Origin of the sequence: Kaistia sp. MMO-174 (genome assembly GCF_037147815.1) — a bacterium.
Lineage (GTDB): Bacteria > Pseudomonadota > Alphaproteobacteria > Rhizobiales > Kaistiaceae > Kaistia > Kaistia nematophila.
In genome coordinates, this window is sequence record NZ_JBBCUO010000001.1 from 1,088,877 (window position 1) to 1,103,679 (window position 14,803).

Consider the following 14,803-nt stretch of genomic DNA (forward strand, 5'->3'; position numbering starts at 1 on the left):
GTCGTCGCGACTCGTTTGAACACACGCCGCCCTCGAGCTGGGAGCCATGAGATGCCCGAGCTTACCCTCGACCAGTGGGCGGCGGTTCGCGTCGCCTATGAAACGTCGGCGCTGCCGCTGCGGGACATCGCCGCGCAGCATGGCGTCAGCCACGTCGCGGTGGCGAAGCGAGCGGAGCGGCAGGGCTGGCTCAGGCCGGGCGAGGCGCCGCCGCTGCCGGACGAGGCGGCCTCGGAGAAGCTGGTGGCGCGGCTCTATCGCACCTTCGAGAAGCAGGTCGCCGAGCTCGAACTTCGCTTTGCGAGTGGCGAGGGCGGCGTCGAGGAGAAGGATGCGCGCACGCTTTCGGTGCTGGCGCGCACGCTCGAGACGCTGGCGAAATTGCGGGAGGGGACGGAGGATGACGCAGGCGCTGCTCCCGTCGACATCGACGCCCTCCGCGCGCGGCTTCAGGCGCGCCTGGAACAGCTCGATGCGGCGGGGGAGGCGGCCGGCGCGCCTGCTGGCGGATTTGCGGCCGGAGGAGATCGAGGCCTTCCAGCATGACTGGGATTTCTGGGCCCGTGATGACCAGTATCCGCCCGGTGGCGACTGGCTGACCTGGCTGATGATCGGCGGGCGCGGCGCTGGCAAGACCCGCGCCGGAGCCGAATGGATCCGGGGACTGGCCGGTGGCAGATCCGGCTTCGCGGAAAGTCCGGTCGGCCGGATCGCGCTGATCGGCGAGACGCTGGCCGATGTCCGCGACGTGATGATTGAGGGTGTTTCGGGGCTGCTTTCCGTCCATCGTCGCCATGAGCGACCGAACTGGCAGCCCTCGCGCCGCCGGCTCGAATGGCCGAATGGCGCGGTGGCGCTTTGCTTCTCGTCGGAGGACCCGGAAAGCCTCCGCGGGCCGCAATTCGAGGCGGCCTGGGCGGACGAACTGGGCAAGTGGCGCTATCCAGAGGCGTGCTGGGACATGCTGCAATTCGGCCTCCGGCTCGGCGACATGCCGCGCCAGCTCGTCACCACGACGCCGCGCCCGATCCCGCTGCTGAAGCGGCTGCTCGCCGCCGAGCGCACGGTGACCACCCGCGCCGGCACGGGCGCCAACCTCGCCAATCTGGCGCCCGGCTTCCTGGAGCGCGTCGTCGGGCGCTATCGCGGCACGCGGCTCGGCCGGCAGGAAATCGACGGCGAATGGATCGAGGATCGCGCCGACGCGCTCTGGAGCCGCGAGGCGATCGAGCGGGCGCGGGTGGAGAAGGCGCCGGAGCTGATGCGCATCGCCGTCGCGGTCGATCCGCCGGCCTCGCGGCGCAAGGGGGCCGACGCCTGCGGCATCGTCGCCTGCGGGCTGGCCGTGGACGGCACCGCCTATGTGCTGGCCGACCGCAGCCTGGCCGAGGTGAAGCCGGCCGCCTGGGCCGCCGTCGCGGTCGGACTCTACCGGGCGCTCGACGCGGACCTGCTCGTCGCCGAGGTCAACCAGGGCGGCGACATGGTGGCGAGCGTGATCAACGAGGTCGATCCGGCCGTGCCGGTCACCTCCGTCCGGGCGACGCGTGGAAAATATCTGCGGGCCGAGCCGGTGGCGGCACTCTATGCGCAGGGCAGGGTGCGCCATGCCGGGACCTTTCCGGCGCTGGAGGACGAGATGGCCGATTTCGGGCCGGAGGGCCTCGCCAACGGCCGTTCACCGGACAGGCTCGACGCGCTGGTCTGGGCGCTGACGGCGCTGATGCTGCGCGCGCCGGGCGAGCCGAGGATCCGCACGATGTGACCGTCGCGACCGCGCCGGACACGATTGTTCGGCGCCCTGTGGATCTTCTGGCCGCATGCGCGGTTGTCTTGCGCGGCGAATCCGCCGAAGCATCGGTCGAGCGGATGGATTCCATCGGAAGGTCGGTGGAGCTTTTACGACGATGTCAGATGGATGGGGTCAATCGATGGAGTTCGCCACGCATCTCTCGGTGCCGATGCTGTTCGTTTTGTTCACGGCGTTCGGTCTCGCCTTCTACGGCATCGGCCGCGTGGCGCTCCATTTTCTCTCGGGACACGCCATCCGCGATGTCGGCTCCATTCCGCAATCCGCGTTCCTCGGCACGATCGCGACGGCCTGGGCGCTGTCGCTCGGCTTCATCGCTGCCGACATCTGGGCGGTGAATTCGCGCGCCGACCAGGCGACTAGCATGGAGCGCTCGGCCATCGCCCGCCTGCTGCGCAGCGCCGAGTCGGACATCCTCGACTCCTCGAAGCTGGCGGCGGGCATCATCGCCTATCGCCAGCAGGTCGCGAGCAAGGAATGGCTGCAGGACAAGAACGAGACGCCGGACGATCAGGTCGAGACCATCCTGCATGATCTGCGCGGCGAAGTGGCGACCCTGGCGCGGGGCAATGCGCCGGCCTCGCTCGTCTCGCAGGTGATGACCGATTTCAACGACCTGCAGGACGCCCGCAACCTTCGCCTCGCGGTCGGCAACACCTCGATCGATTACTACAAATGGTATCTCGTCATGTTCCTGACGGTGCTGACGGCCGTCACCATTGCCGCGACCCACGCCGACAGAACCCGCGCCGGCCGGCGGGCGCTGGCGATCTATGCGATCACGGCGTCGATGAGCCTGTGGATCCTGGCGATCCACGCCAACCCCTATGACGGGCTCGAGGCGCTCGATCCGTCGCTGCTGTTCACCAACCAGAAGAACGCCAGCATCGCCTTCAGCGGCCCGTGAGCGGCCGTGCGCAGCCGCGAAGTCAGCCGCCGATGTTGCCCATGTCGGTCGGAGCGGAGGCTTGCGCCGGCAGTTGCGACGGCCGACCGACCATGACCCGGTTGCGGCCCGCTCGTTTCGCCTCATAGAGCGCTCGGTCGGCGTCGGCGAGGATGCGATCCGTCCGCATGCCGAGCGGCCCGCTCGCGGCGAGGCCGGCGCTCGCGGTGCAGGGAAGGCCCACCTCGCTCGCTGCGAGATCGATGAAGCGCCGGCGCACGGCATCGGCAAGGCGGAGCGCTTCGTCCACGCCGATGTCCCTGAGGATCAGAGCGAACTCCTCGCCGCCGATCCGCGCCGCCGAGGCGTCGGCCGGCAGGTCGAGCTTCAGCGCCTTGGCGAAAAGGGCGATGACGCGGTCGCCCATGGCATGGCCATGGGTGTCGTTGATCGCCTTGAATTCGTCGATGTCGAAGAGGATTGCGACGCAGTAGGGCGGTATCGAGACGTCGTGCGTGTCGAACAGGGCGCGGCGGTTCATCAGTCCGGTGAGCGAATCCGTCAGCGCCTCGCGCCGGTGCGCGTGGGCGGTCCGGATCTGGCTCAGCGCCATCGTCATGGCGCCGAGCGCCGGGATCGCGCCGATGATCAGTATCAGAGAGAGGTCCTGCGCCCAGTTGCGCGGCGGGCCCGCCGTGATCAGGCCGTCGCGCGTCAGCACCAGGACCGCGCGCGGCAGGAACGACAGGCCGACCAGGAAATAGAGGGCGGCGATGCCGGTCGCGGTCATCGGCGCCTCCGCCCGCGCCAGCCAGAACTGGTGGGCGACCAGCAGCAGCAGGGCCGCCGATCCGGCATAGCTGACGGAATAGGCGAGGCCGTTATAGCCGGCGAAAAGCGATAGCAGGACCGGCACGACCGAAAGCACGGTGGCGAGGATAATGCGCGGACCGGGCGATGTGCCGAGCCGGAACTGCGCCGCGCTGCCATAGAGGCTCGCCTCGCCGGCCAGCAGCAGGCCGAGGCCCAGGCCCTGCGCCCACCAGGAGGGATCAATGCTGTCGACCGTCGAAAAGCCGACGCTGACGGCGACCAGCAGCGTGCCGACGGCGCAGGAAAACAGGAAGCCGTCCCGGCGCGTCGTCTTCCAGGCCGCGAGCAGGATCGCCGCCAGGAAGGCCGTGGCAAAGCCGATGGCGACGAGGAGCGAGGCGAAGTCGAGCACCGGTGAGTCCTCTTTCAGCCGAGATGCTAAGGGGGCCGGAAAGTTCTGGGCGACGTCAGGGCGGGATCTCGCCTCGGACTTCGCCTCCAAAACTGCGCCCATAGTTCAGTTGACGGTTCGGAATGCAAGCGAAAGCCGCAGGCGCTTCGATCGATTCCGGCCATCGGGACGATGATTCCGCTGGTTGTGCATGCCTATTCGATGCAACCAAGACCCGAAGGCGGGCTTTCTGGCCTTCTTTCGATCGGAGACGCGATGAAAGCGAATCTCTTCTCCCGCCTGTTCGGCGGAACCGTTGCCGCGCCCGCGACGAAGGCCTCGAGGGCCGGACCGCTGATCGCGCTGCAGGGGCAGGGGCGCCCGGCCTGGACGCCGCGCGATCTCGCCAGCCTCGCCCGCGAAGGCTTCATGAAGAACGCCATCGTCTATCGCGCCGTGTCGATGATCGCGGAGGCGGCGGCCTCGGTGCCGTGGCTCGCCTATGAGGGCGAGGCCGAACGGCCGGACCATCCGCTGCTGGGGCTGCTTTCGCGACCCAACCCACGCCAGTCGGGCACCGCCTGGCTGGAGACGCTCTATGGGAACTGGCTCGTCGCCGGCAACGCCTATGCCGAACTGGTCCAGCTCGGCGGCGAGCCGGCCGAACTGCACGCGTTACGGCCGGACCGGGTGAAGGTGGTGCCGGGGCCGGATGGCTGGCCCGAGGCCTATGAGTATTCCGTCGCCGGCCGCGCGGTCCGATTTCCGGTCGAGCATGGCCAGTCGCCGATCCTGCATCTTCGCCTCTATCATCCACTCGACGATCACTACGGCTTCGCCCCGCTGGAGGCTGCGGCGACCGCGCTCGATCTGCACAATGCGGCCGGGGCCTGGAACAAGGCGCTGCTCGACAATGCGGCGCGGCCTTCCGGCGCGCTGGTCTATCGCGGCGAGGGCGGCGCCAATCTCAGCCAGGACCAGTTCGAGCGGCTGAAGCGCGAGCTGGAGGCGAACTATACCGGCGCGGTCAATGCCGGCCGGCCGCTTCTGCTCGAAGGCGGGCTTGACTGGACCTCGATGGCGCTGACCCCGCACGACATGGATTTCATCGAGGCGAAGAACGGCGCGGCGCGCGAGATCGCGCTCGCCTTCGGCGTGCCGCCCATGCTGCTCGGAATCCCCGGCGACAACACCTTTGCCAATTATGCCGAGGCCAACCGGGTGTTCTGGCGCCAGACGGTGCTGCCGCTTGTCGGCCGCACCGCCGACGCGCTGACCGCCTGGTTGGCGCCGCATTTTCCGGGCGCCATTCGGCTCGGCTTCGACACCGACGCGATTTCCGCGCTTTCCGACGAACGCAATGCGCTCTGGAGCCGGGTCGGCGCGGCGGATTTCCTCTCCCGCGACGAGAAGCGCCAGGCGGTCGGCTATGGCGCGACTCAGCCAGGCGAGGGCGGGCAGGAAGGAGACGAGGGGTGGACGAACTGACCCGCGCCTTTGCCAGTCGCGGCGACCTCGCGCATCTGGCGCTGTTCCTCTGGGCGTCGGGCGCCAGCGGCCTGCTCGTCTGGGCGCTGAAGGAACTCGCCAGCTCGAACCGCCGCTTCAACGACTTCGTCGCCGAGATCGCGAGGCTGACACGCTTCTTCAACGACCGGCGGTAAGGGATTCGTGTGGCGATGGTTTTTCTCCCTTTTCCGTCCAGCGGGCGAGTCCCGGGGTGAGGGCAGCGCTATGAGCCAGGGTGGGGAGCGTTCCCTACTGGGCTCAGCCCGTCCCGACACCCACCGGCGTCATCCTCGCGAAGGCGAGGATCCATGCAGCCGGGTTCGCGGAGACTGCAGGCTCGGGACGGCTCGAACCTCCCGAGGCATTCGGATGAATGGATCCTCGCTTTCGCGAGGATGAGGCGAGCTTGGCGCAAGCGCGGAGCGTCCATCAAAGCGGTGAGTGTGGGGCTCGCGTCACGAGCCGACTGGAGAACGTGAATGACCCAGATGCTGAACCGCATCCTGCAGCGCCTCGCGCCGGACCACCGCAAGGTGTTTCGCGATTTCGCCGGCGCGCTCGAAAGGCTTCTGGCGCGAAGCTAGCGCGTCCCCCAGCCCCGCCAGAGTTCGTCGACCGTCCGTTGCCGGGCGGCGACCGCCTCCGGGCTCGCGGTATCCAGCGTCCGCGCGCCATAGCGCGGGTCGGTCGCCGGCGTGACGAGGACGGGCGGCGCGCCGAACTGGTCGGCGGTGACGTCGACGATGAAGCCGTCGCACTCGATCCAGGCATGGCTTTCCCAGCGCGTACCGTCGAAGAAGCCGAACGGGCCGAGATCGGGCGCATCCTCGGCGAGGCGGGGAATGCCGTTGGTCCAGCGGGCCTCGTAGCCCTCGTGGCGCAATACGCGTTCGAGAAACAGGCTGCTGCGCCCGCAGGTGTTTTTCGACGGCGGCTTGGCGCCCGGCTGCCAGTGTCGCCAGGCCGGTTCCAGGAAGGTGCGCACGGACGCGGCGATGGCATGAAGCGAGTCGGGCATGATGAAATGAAAGCTCGGCCGCCGGCACGGTGGCAAGCCCGTTCGGCTCCCCCGCAATGCACGACCCCGGTACGTCCGCCGGTCCATGCACCGGCGTCATCCTCGCGAAGGCGAGGATCCATGCAGCTGGGTTTGTCGGCGTCCTGATGAATTCGCGATGTCCAAGGCCTCGGCTGAATATCCCGGGTCTTCGCCCGGGATGATGGCGGGCGTGAGCCTGCTGCCTGAATCAACGCCTCAGCCGTCCACCACACCCCTTTGATCCGACTCCCCCTTCCACGCGGAACTTTCCGCGAAGGAGACCGCATGACCCTTTCCACCGCGCCCGCGCTCGAAACGAAATTCGCCGCCGCCGACCTCTCCGGCGTCGACGGCGAAGGCGTGTTTTCCGGCTATGCCAGCCTGTTCGGCACGGCCGATCTCTCCGGCGACCTCGTGCTGCCGGGCGCCTTTCGCGGCTCGATCGCCAAACGCGGCGCGGCCGGCATCCGCATGCTCTACCAGCACGATCCGGCCGAGCCGATCGGCGTCTGGATGGAGATCCGCGAGGACCCGCGCGGCCTTTTCGTGCGGGGCCGGCTGATGGCCGACGTGGCGCGCGGCCGCGAGGTGGCGAGCCTGATGCGGGCCGGCGCGCTCGATGGCCTCTCGATCGGCTTCAAGACCGTGAAGGCCCGCGCTGATCGCACGGCCGGCGTTCGCCGGCTGGTCGAAATCGACCTCTGGGAGATTTCGGTCGTCACCTTCCCGATGCAGCCCGACGCCCGCGTCTCGAGCGTCAAGACCACCGGCCTCGCCGCGCGGATGCGCCGGGCCGCCCGCACCCTCCATCCGGCCCGCCTTTCCCCCAACCTGACAAGGACGACGCGATGACCGAGATTTCCCCTGCCGCCCCCGAAGCGAAGGCCGCCGAGAGCGGCGACGTTTCCGCCGCCTTCGACGATTTCATGCGCGCCTTCGAGGCGTTCAAGGACACCAATGACGAGCGGCTCGCCGAGATCGAGACCAAGCTTTCGGCCGATGTCGTCACCACCGACAAGCTCGACCGCATCAACAAGGCGCTGGACGAACTGACGCTGAAGGGCCGCCGGCCGCCGCTTTCGGCCGAGCGTGGCACGGCGCGGCCGTCCGAGCACAAGCAGGCCTTCGAAAGCTATGTGCGCGGCGGCGACGTGGAAGGCTTCCGCCGGCTGGAGCAGAAGGCGCTTTCGGCCGGCACCAATGCCGATGGCGGCTATCTCGTGCCGGTCGAGACGGAGACGGAGATCGGCAAACGACTTGCCGCGATCTCGCCGATCCGCGCCATCGCCGACGTCCGCCAGGTATCGAGCGGCACCTATCGCAAGCCCTTCATGACGGCTGGTCCGGCGGTCGGATGGGCCGGCGAGACGGATAGCCGCTCGCAGACCACGTCGCCCACCATCGCCGCGCTCGACTTCCCGGCGATGGAGCTCTACGCCATGCCGGCGGCAACCGCCGCGCTGCTCGACGACAGCGCCGTCAACATCGACGACTGGATCGCCGCCGAGGTGGAGAGCGCCTTCGCGGCTCAGGAAGGCACCGCCTTCGTTTCCGGCGACGGCACCAACAAGCCGAAGGGCTTCCTGGCCTACACCACGGCCGCCGAGGCGAGCTGGAGTTGGGGCAAGCTCGGCTATGTCGTGACCGGAACCTCCGCGGCGCTCCCCTCCAGCAATCCCTCCGACGTGCTGGTCGACCTGATCTACACGCTGAAGGCAGGCTACCGCGCCAATGCCCGCTTCGTGCTCAACCGCCGCACCCAGGCGACGGTCCGCAAGCTGAAGGACGCCGACGGCCACTATCTCTGGCAGCCGGCGGCGGTGGCGGGGGGCGAGGCGTCGCTGATGGGCTTCCCGGTGACGGAGGCCGAGGACATGCCCGACATCGCCGCCAATTCGCTGTCGCTCGCATTCGGCGATTTTCGCCGCGGCTATCTCGTCGTCGACCGCCTCGGCGTCCGCGTGCTGCGCGATCCCTATTCCGCCAAGCCCTACGTACTCTTCTACACGACCAAGCGCGTCGGCGGCGGCGTCCAGGATTTTGACGCGATCAAGCTGCTGAAGTTCGGCACGAGCTAGGTCAGGAAAGACCCTCACCCAACCCTCTCCCGCGCGCGGGAGAGGGCAAGGGCGGAGCTCCGCTTCTCCCTCTCCCGCGAGGCGGCAGAGGGCCGGGGTGAGGGCCTTTGCATACCCAACAGCCGGCCCCGGTCCCCTCCCGCCGGAGCCGGCCCGAAGCGGCGTCCCGTTTTCGCGGGCGCCGCTCCGACCCATCGGAGCAGTTTCCCATCGCAAGGAGCGATCATGACCGCAGCGCTGATTTCCGCGCCGGCGACCGAGCCCGTGTCGCTGGCCGACGTGAAGGCGCATCTGCGCGTCGACGGCACGGCGGAGGACAGCCTGCTGCAGGCGGCGATCCTGGCGGCGCGCACCCATGTCGAGAGTGAGACGCGGCGCAAGCTGATCGCCCAGGGCTGGCGCCTCTATCTCGACGAATGGCCGTCCGGCCGGGCGATCGAGCTTCCCATCGCGCCTCTGATCTCGGTCGAGAGCATCACGCTCTACGACATCGTCGGCGCCGCGCATGTCCTCGATCCCGACGACTATCGCGTCGATGCCGCCCGCCTGCCGCCGCGCATCGTCGCAAAACTCCGGCCGCAGGCGGCGCTCTATGACAATGGCATCGAGATCGACGTCACCGCCGGCTATGGTGTCTCCAGCCTCTCCGTGCCGGCGGCGCTCCGGCAGGCGATCCTGATGCTGGTGGCGCACTGGTACGAGCATCGCGGCGCGGTGGGCTTCGACCGCGCCGGCGACGTCGCGCCGCTCGGCTTCGAGGCGCTGATCGCGCCCCATCGGGTGCGCGCGCTGTGACCGGCCTCGACCCCGGCCGACTGTCGCACCGCGTCACGCTGGAACGACCTGTGCGCAGCGGCGATGGTGCCGGCGGCGCAACCGTCGACTGGCAGGAAGTCGCGACGCTCTGGGCGCGGATCGAGCCGGTCGAGGCCGGCGAGCGCAACGCCGCCGACCGGCTCGCGACCCGCGTCACGCACCGGATCACCCTTCGCTTTCGCGGCGATGTCGAGGGCGGCATGCGGGTCATGCATCGCGGACGGACCCTCATGATCGCGTCCTGGCGCGACCCGGACGAAACGCGGCGTCTCCTTGTGCTCGAAGCGGTGGAGGAACGGCCATGAACGCGCGCGCCCTGACAGGACAGGCTCTGGCGGCCGCGCTCAGGAAGGCCGTCGATCCCGCTGTTTCCGAGGCGTTGCAGCGCAATGCTGAGCGGCTGCGGGTGGCGTTGGAGGAAGCCGACCTTTCACCTCTCGCTGAGGGAGAGGTCGGCCCGCAGGGCCGGGTGAGGGGGGCAGTCTTCTCCGACGAGATCGCAACCCCTCACCCGCCGGCTTCGCCGTCGACCTCTCCCCAAGGGAGAGGTGAGGTGAGCGCTCGCTTTGGGCACTCACTCGACGTCGCAATCACAGGCTCGAACCTGTTCGCCCGAGAATTCGGCGCGCTCGATGCGGCGGCCGATCCCGTCATCGCCCCGGCCTTGAGCCGTCTCAAGAGGAGGTCGCGATGACGGCCGCGCTCGACTTGCAGAAGGCGCTCGTCGCCTGTCTTTTGGCCGATGCCGACCTCGTGGCTCTGGTGGCGGACCGCATCCATGACGGTGCGCCGCGTGGCCTCGCCTTTCCCTCGGTGACGCTGGGCGCCTCCGGGCAGGCCGACTGGTCGAGCGGTGACGAGGCCGGCGGCGATATCCGTCTCGACCTGCATGTCTGGTCGCGGGCGATCGGCAAGCGCGAGGCCTGGACGATCATCGGCCATCTGATGCGGCTGCTGCACGATGCGGAACGCGGGCTCGCGGGCCACGCGCTGGTGTTGATCCGCGTCATCTATGCAGAGGTCCGCCTCGATTCCGATGGCATCACCGAGCATGGCGTGGTGCGCGTCGCCGCGCTGGTCGAGGATTAGGTTTTCCGCGCCAGCCAGTCGGGCCGGAGGATCGCCATCACCAGTTCGTCGTGATGCTCGCCGCCGACAAAGGCGCTGCCGCGCGAGATGCCTTCGGCCTGGAAACCGGCGGATTCATAGGCGCGCCGGGCGCGCAGATTATGCGGGAACAGGCCGAGCGACAGCCGGTGCGCCTGCGTCTCGCCGAAGACGCGATCGATCAGCCCGTGGAGCAGCGCCGTGCCATTGCCCCGGCCCGGCTCGGCGACGGCGATGCGCTTCAGCAGCGTCGAGCGCTCGGGCCCGTTCCAGTCGCGCAGCAGCGCGAAGCCGAGCGGTTGCGGTTCGCCGCCGTCATGCAGGGCGCGGGCGAGAAAATAGGCATAGCGCGGCTCGGTCATCGCCTCGGCGTGCTGCGCCGCTTCCCAGCGGCCGACGAGGCTCTCGAAGCCCGGCCGCCGCTCGGTCGCGACGATGAACGGGATGTCGCTTTCCGTGGCGCGGACGACTTCGATTTCGGGCATCGGCGGCCGGCTCCATGCGGGCGAAACAGGTTTGGCGGATGAAAAGGGGATAGAGGATGACGGCGCAGAAGGGCAAGGACCTGCTCCTGAAGATCGACACCACCGGATCCGGCGATTTTTCCACCGTGGCCGGGATGCGGACGCGGCGCTTCGCGCTGAACGCCGAGACGGTCGACATCACCGATACGGATTCGGCCGGCCGCTGGCGCGAACTCTTGGCCGGCGCCGGCGTGCGCCGCGCCAGCGTCTCCGGCTCCGGCATTTTCCGCGATGCCGCGACGGACGCCGCCATCCGCACCCTGTTCTTCGATGGCGCGATCCGCGATTTCCAGCTGATCGTGCCGGATTTCGGCACGCTCGAAGGGCCTTTCCAGCTCACCGCGCTCGATTATGGCGGCGAGCATGACGGCGCCGTCACCTATGAACTCGCGCTGGAATCGGCCGGCCCGGTCACCTTCGCGGCGGCTTCGTGATGGCGAACCGGCATCGCGGTGAGATCGAGGCCGAGCTCGACGGCCGGCCGCATGTGCTCTGCCTGACGCTCGGCGCGCTGGCGGAACTGGAATCGGCCTTCGGTGCCGAGGACCTTTCGGCACTGGCCGCGCGCTTCGGCGAGGGACGGCTTTCGGCCCGCGACGCGATCCGCATTCTCGGCGCGGGGCTCCGTGGCGCCGGCGCCGTGATCGACGACCACCAGGTCGCGGCGATGCGGACGCCGCATGGCGCGGCGGGGTTCGCGGCCATCGTCTCCGAACTGCTCGGCGCGACCTTTGGCGGGGGCGGCGGGTGAGTCCGGGTGGTCGCGACGAAGTAGACAAGAAAGGCCCTCACCCCAGCCCTCTCCCGCAAGCGGGCGAGGGGGCGGATGAAGCGCTTCCTCGACCTCAGCGGCGTTCGTGCGGAGTGGGGGCGTCGGACGGGCTGGCCTCGGACCTGTCGCCAGAGGCTCGGTCTGCCCCGTCGTCCGAGTCTCGGTCCACCCCCTCTCCCGGCAACCGGGAGAGGGCTGGGGTGAGGGCCTTGCTTGCTTCTGAACCGCAACCCTTCCCCTGGCGCGAGGCGATGGCGATCGGTTTCGGGGTGCTGAAGCTCTCAAGTCGCGAATTCTGGTCGCTGACGCCGCGCGAACTCGCCGCCGCGATCGAGGGCCTGACCGGCGGGACCAGCGCGCCGATGGACCGCGCCGCGTTTGACGACCTGGCGCGGCGGTTTCCGGACAAGGCTCAATCAGAACCCTGATCGCCCCCTGGCGCATCACCCTGAGGCCCGGCGCAGCCGGGCCTCGAAGGACGGTCCAGAGAAGCGCTTGCTGCAGCCCGGCGGGCGATTCCTGAGTTCCGCCGGACCATCCTTCGAGGCTTCGCTGGCGCGAAGCACTTCAGGATGATGAGCGGTGGCATGGATGCGGGACTGAGAAGTCAAGGCTGCCCGGGGGGCGGCTCCAGAAGGGGAAACAGCATGACCACGCCGATCGACGAACTTTCCGTCCGCATTACGGCCGACACCTCCGCCTTCACCGCTTCCCTCGACGGGCTCGCCAGGCAGGCGGATGGCTTTTCCGGCGCCATCAGCCGCGCGTTTCGCGACGCGGTCGTCGGCGGCAAGGAATTCGACGACATCCTGAAGGGGCTGGCGTTGCGCCTCTCGACGATGGCGCTGAATGCCGCGCTGAAGCCGATCGAGAGCGGTATTGGCGGGCTTCTCTCCGGCCTCGTCGGCTCGCTCGGCGGGGTAAAGCCGTTCGCCAAGGGCGGCGTCGTCGCCAGCCCGACCTATTTTCCCCTGTCGGGCGGGCTCGGCCTGATGGGCGAGGCCGGGGCGGAGGCGATCATGCCGCTTTCGCGCGGGCCGGATGGCCGCCTCGGCGTTTCCGGCGGCGGGGCGCCGGTCACCGTCAACATCGCCATCCAGACGCCGGACGCGCAGAGCTTCCGCAAATCCGAGGCGCATGTCGCCGCGACGCTCGCCCGCGCCGTCGGGCGCGGCAGAAGGGGGCTTTGATGCCGCTGATCCCTGCCTTTCACGAGATCCGCTTTCCGACCAACATTGCCTTCGGCTCTTCCGGCGGGCCGGAGCGGCGCACCGAGGTGGTGACGCTCGGCTCGGGAAGCGAGCGGCGCAATGCGCGCTGGGCGGAATCGCGTCGTCGCTACGACGCCGGCTATGGCGTGCGGTCGCTCGCCGACCTGCATCAGGTGATCGCCTTCTTCGAGGAGCGTCGCGGAAAACTGTTCGGCTTCCGCTGGCGCGACCGGGCGGACGACGCTTCCGCGCCGCCGGGAACGGAACCGGCGCCGACTGACCAGGCGCTCGGCGTCGGGGATGGCGAGACAGTCGTGTTTGCGCTCAAGAAGACCTATGGCGTGCTGCATGCGCCCTATGAACGGGCGATCGCCAAGCCGGTCGCGGGCAGCGTGCGCATCGCCATCGATGGCGTTTCGACCGAGGATTTCGTCGTCGATCCGGCGACCGGCCTCGTCACGCTCGGCGAGGCGCCGGCCGAGGGCGGGATCGTCACGGCCGGCTTCCGCTTCGACGTGCCGGTGCGCTTCGATGCCGATCAGCTCGTCATCAACCTCGCCGCCTTCGAGGCCGGCGAGATCCCCTCGATCCCGATCGTGGAGATCCGGCCATGAGGCACGCGACATGAGGACGATCCCGGACGGCCTCGCAGCGCATCTGGCCGGTGAGGCCTCGACGACCTGCCATGCCTGGCGGCTGCAGCGAAAGGACGGCGTCGTGCTCGGCTTCACCGATCACGACCGCGACCTCGTCTTCGACGGCGTCACCTTCGAGGCGGCGACCGGGCTTTCCGCAAGCGAGGCGAGCGCCGAGACCGGCATGGTGACGGGCGGCATGGAGGTCGCCGGCGCGCTGGTCTCCGACCGGCTGTCGGAGGTTGAGCTCGCCGCCGGCGCCTTCGACCACGCCAGGATCGAGACGTTTCTCGTCAACTGGTCGGCGCCGGAGGAGAGGCTGCTGCTGCGCGTCGGCCATATCGGCGAGGTGCTGCGCGAGGATGGTGCGTTCCGCGTCGAAATCCGCGGTCTTGCCGCCGGGCTGGACGAGCCGCAGGGGCGGGTCTTTCGCGCGGCCTGTGATGCCGATCTCGGCGATGAGAGATGCAAGGTCGATCTCGACCTTCCCGCCTTTCGCGGCGAGGGAACGGTCGTCGCCGCGATGGATGGAAGGCGGTTCACCGTCTCGGGGCTGGAGGCTTTCGCGAGCGGATGGTTCGAACGCGGCACGCTGACCTGGACCAGCGGCGCCAATTCGGGCCGCCGCGCCGTGGTGAAGGCGCAGCGCGACGTCGTCGGCGCGCCGACGATCGAGCTCTGGAACGCGATGACCGGCGCGATCGCGCCCGGCGATGCGTTCATCGTCACGGCCGGCTGTGACAAGCGCTTCGGCACCTGCCGCGACAAGTTTGGCAATCGCCTGAACTTTCGCGGCTTTCCGCACATGCCGGGGAATGACTTCGCGCTCGGCTATGCCCGCCAGGGCAACCGCAACAATGGCGGGCGGCTGTAGCTAGGCCGAGGCGTCGAGCACGCGCTCCAGTTCGTCGATGGCTGCGAGGCCGTCGCGGATGGCAACGGCGCGCTTTTCCGCGCCGGACGAGGCGCGGCTGACGATCTGCAGGACTTCGAAGCAGCGCGCGGCCGCATCGGTCGCGGTGGCGCCGACGGCCGGCGTCCAGGCGACATGCGACATGGCGATGTCGATGTTGCGGCTGACCTCGTTCTTCTGCGGCCACGCCGTCTCGCGCGTCAGTCCGGTCAGGATTTCGCGCAGGGCGCGCATGTTCTCGGTGTGCCTGGGCATGGCGGGCCTTGTCTCGATGAAGCCGGCGGACCGTCGCAGATTCG

Annotated in this window: 21 protein-coding genes; 17 read left to right on the top strand and 4 right to left on the bottom strand. The window is 69.0% G+C overall.

The genetic code is table 11. The features are described 5' to 3' along the window. Positions 1 to 51 precede the first annotated feature (51 nt). The 3 genes from WFK98_RS04890 to WFK98_RS04900 all read left to right on the top strand — a co-directional run bounded on the left by WFK98_RS04890 (position 52) and on the right by WFK98_RS04900 (position 2,717). The gene (locus WFK98_RS04890; RefSeq protein WP_336799452.1) at positions 52 to 546 is read left to right on the top strand and encodes a hypothetical protein; all 495 of its coding nucleotides are present in this window, start codon (positions 52 to 54) and stop codon (positions 544 to 546) included. Further along, positions 473 to 1,765, top strand: coding sequence for a DNA-packaging protein (locus tag WFK98_RS04895; protein WP_266341284.1), 1,293 nt, complete (start codon positions 473 to 475; stop codon positions 1,763 to 1,765). Before WFK98_RS04890 ends, WFK98_RS04895 begins: the two co-directional genes overlap by 74 nt. Positions 1,766 to 1,931: 166 nt before the next feature. Next, entirely contained in the window at positions 1,932 to 2,717 is a 786-nt protein-coding gene (locus WFK98_RS04900; protein WP_266341283.1) for a bestrophin-like domain, read from the top strand. Between the two features lie 22 nt (positions 2,718 to 2,739). On the opposite strand, the gene WFK98_RS04905 is transcribed toward WFK98_RS04900, so the two are convergent. Continuing rightward, on the bottom strand, positions 2,740 to 3,921 hold the full coding sequence (locus WFK98_RS04905) for a GGDEF domain-containing protein (RefSeq protein ID WP_336799453.1): 1,182 nt from the start codon (positions 3,919 to 3,921) through the stop codon (positions 2,740 to 2,742). Between the two features lie 255 nt (positions 3,922 to 4,176). Here WFK98_RS04905 and WFK98_RS04910 point away from each other — a divergent pair, with 255 nt between their 5' ends. Next, on the top strand, positions 4,177 to 5,388 hold the full coding sequence (locus tag WFK98_RS04910) for a phage portal protein (protein ID WP_336799454.1): 1,212 nt from the start codon (positions 4,177 to 4,179) through the stop codon (positions 5,386 to 5,388). Then, positions 5,376 to 5,564 (top strand): hypothetical protein, encoded by a 189-nt coding sequence (locus WFK98_RS04915; protein WP_266341272.1) that lies wholly within the window; start codon positions 5,376 to 5,378, stop codon positions 5,562 to 5,564. The genes WFK98_RS04910 and WFK98_RS04915 overlap by 13 nt, the downstream gene beginning before the upstream one ends. Positions 5,565 to 5,989: 425 nt before the next feature. On the opposite strand, the gene WFK98_RS04920 is transcribed toward WFK98_RS04915, so the two are convergent. Continuing rightward, entirely contained in the window at positions 5,990 to 6,427 is a 438-nt protein-coding gene (locus tag WFK98_RS04920; protein ID WP_336799455.1) for a hypothetical protein, read from the bottom strand. 306 nt (positions 6,428 to 6,733) lie between these two features. On the opposite strand from WFK98_RS04920, the gene WFK98_RS04925 reads away from it, so the two are divergent. From WFK98_RS04925 to WFK98_RS04950, 6 genes are all read left to right on the top strand, one after another. After that, the gene (locus tag WFK98_RS04925; protein WP_266341270.1) at positions 6,734 to 7,300 is read left to right on the top strand and encodes an HK97 family phage prohead protease; all 567 of its coding nucleotides are present in this window, start codon (positions 6,734 to 6,736) and stop codon (positions 7,298 to 7,300) included. Beyond that, a complete protein-coding gene (locus tag WFK98_RS04930; protein ID WP_336799456.1) occupies positions 7,297 to 8,526 on the top strand; it encodes a phage major capsid protein in 1,230 nt (409 codons plus the stop codon). The genes WFK98_RS04925 and WFK98_RS04930 overlap by 4 nt, the downstream gene beginning before the upstream one ends. A gap of 225 nt (positions 8,527 to 8,751) precedes the next feature. Further along, the gene (locus WFK98_RS04935) at positions 8,752 to 9,321 is read left to right on the top strand and encodes a head-tail connector protein (protein WP_336799457.1); all 570 of its coding nucleotides are present in this window, start codon (positions 8,752 to 8,754) and stop codon (positions 9,319 to 9,321) included. Then, positions 9,318 to 9,647: a phage head closure protein gene (locus WFK98_RS04940; protein ID WP_336799458.1), complete on the top strand. Its 330-nt coding sequence runs from the start codon at positions 9,318 to 9,320 to the stop codon at positions 9,645 to 9,647. The genes WFK98_RS04935 and WFK98_RS04940 overlap by 4 nt, the downstream gene beginning before the upstream one ends. After that, positions 9,644 to 10,036 carry a hypothetical protein gene (locus tag WFK98_RS04945; RefSeq protein ID WP_266339398.1) on the top strand — a complete coding sequence of 131 codons (393 nt, stop codon included), beginning with the start codon at positions 9,644 to 9,646 and terminating at the stop codon, positions 10,034 to 10,036. The genes WFK98_RS04940 and WFK98_RS04945 overlap by 4 nt, the downstream gene beginning before the upstream one ends. Further along, complete coding sequence (locus WFK98_RS04950; protein WP_336799459.1) at positions 10,033 to 10,431, top strand: DUF3168 domain-containing protein; 399 nt, start codon at positions 10,033 to 10,035, stop codon at positions 10,429 to 10,431. The genes WFK98_RS04945 and WFK98_RS04950 overlap by 4 nt, the downstream gene beginning before the upstream one ends. Here WFK98_RS04950 and WFK98_RS04955 read toward each other — a convergent pair. Continuing rightward, positions 10,428 to 10,934, bottom strand: a complete 507-nt coding sequence (locus tag WFK98_RS04955; protein WP_336799460.1) for a GNAT family N-acetyltransferase — start codon at positions 10,932 to 10,934, stop codon at positions 10,428 to 10,430. The genes WFK98_RS04950 and WFK98_RS04955 overlap by 4 nt on opposite strands. 56 nt (positions 10,935 to 10,990) lie before the next feature. Here WFK98_RS04955 and WFK98_RS04960 point away from each other — a divergent pair, with 56 nt between their 5' ends. From WFK98_RS04960 to WFK98_RS04985, 6 genes are all read left to right on the top strand, one after another. After that, complete coding sequence (locus WFK98_RS04960; RefSeq protein WP_336799461.1) at positions 10,991 to 11,407, top strand: phage major tail protein, TP901-1 family; 417 nt, start codon at positions 10,991 to 10,993, stop codon at positions 11,405 to 11,407. Beyond that, entirely contained in the window at positions 11,407 to 11,724 is a 318-nt protein-coding gene (locus tag WFK98_RS04965; protein WP_266339402.1) for a gene transfer agent family protein, read from the top strand. The genes WFK98_RS04960 and WFK98_RS04965 overlap by 1 nt, the downstream gene beginning before the upstream one ends. A 230-nt stretch (positions 11,725 to 11,954) precedes the next feature. Next, on the top strand, positions 11,955 to 12,173 hold the full coding sequence (locus WFK98_RS04970; protein WP_336799462.1) for a rcc01693 family protein: 219 nt from the start codon (positions 11,955 to 11,957) through the stop codon (positions 12,171 to 12,173). A 219-nt stretch (positions 12,174 to 12,392) separates the two neighbouring features. Next, positions 12,393 to 12,935, top strand: a complete 543-nt coding sequence (locus tag WFK98_RS04975; RefSeq protein WP_336799463.1) for a phage tail tape measure protein — start codon at positions 12,393 to 12,395, stop codon at positions 12,933 to 12,935. After that, on the top strand, positions 12,935 to 13,570 hold the full coding sequence (locus WFK98_RS04980) for a phage distal tail protein, Rcc01695 family (protein WP_442907368.1): 636 nt from the start codon (positions 12,935 to 12,937) through the stop codon (positions 13,568 to 13,570). Before WFK98_RS04975 ends, WFK98_RS04980 begins: the two co-directional genes overlap by 1 nt. Before the next feature lie 10 nt (positions 13,571 to 13,580). Then, the gene (locus WFK98_RS04985; RefSeq protein WP_266339406.1) at positions 13,581 to 14,465 is read left to right on the top strand and encodes a DUF2163 domain-containing protein; all 885 of its coding nucleotides are present in this window, start codon (positions 13,581 to 13,583) and stop codon (positions 14,463 to 14,465) included. Here the strand turns inward: WFK98_RS04985 and WFK98_RS04990 are convergent, their stop codons facing one another. Next, on the bottom strand, positions 14,466 to 14,759 hold the full coding sequence (locus tag WFK98_RS04990) for a hypothetical protein (RefSeq protein WP_336799464.1): 294 nt from the start codon (positions 14,757 to 14,759) through the stop codon (positions 14,466 to 14,468). Positions 14,760 to 14,803 lie beyond the last annotated feature (44 nt).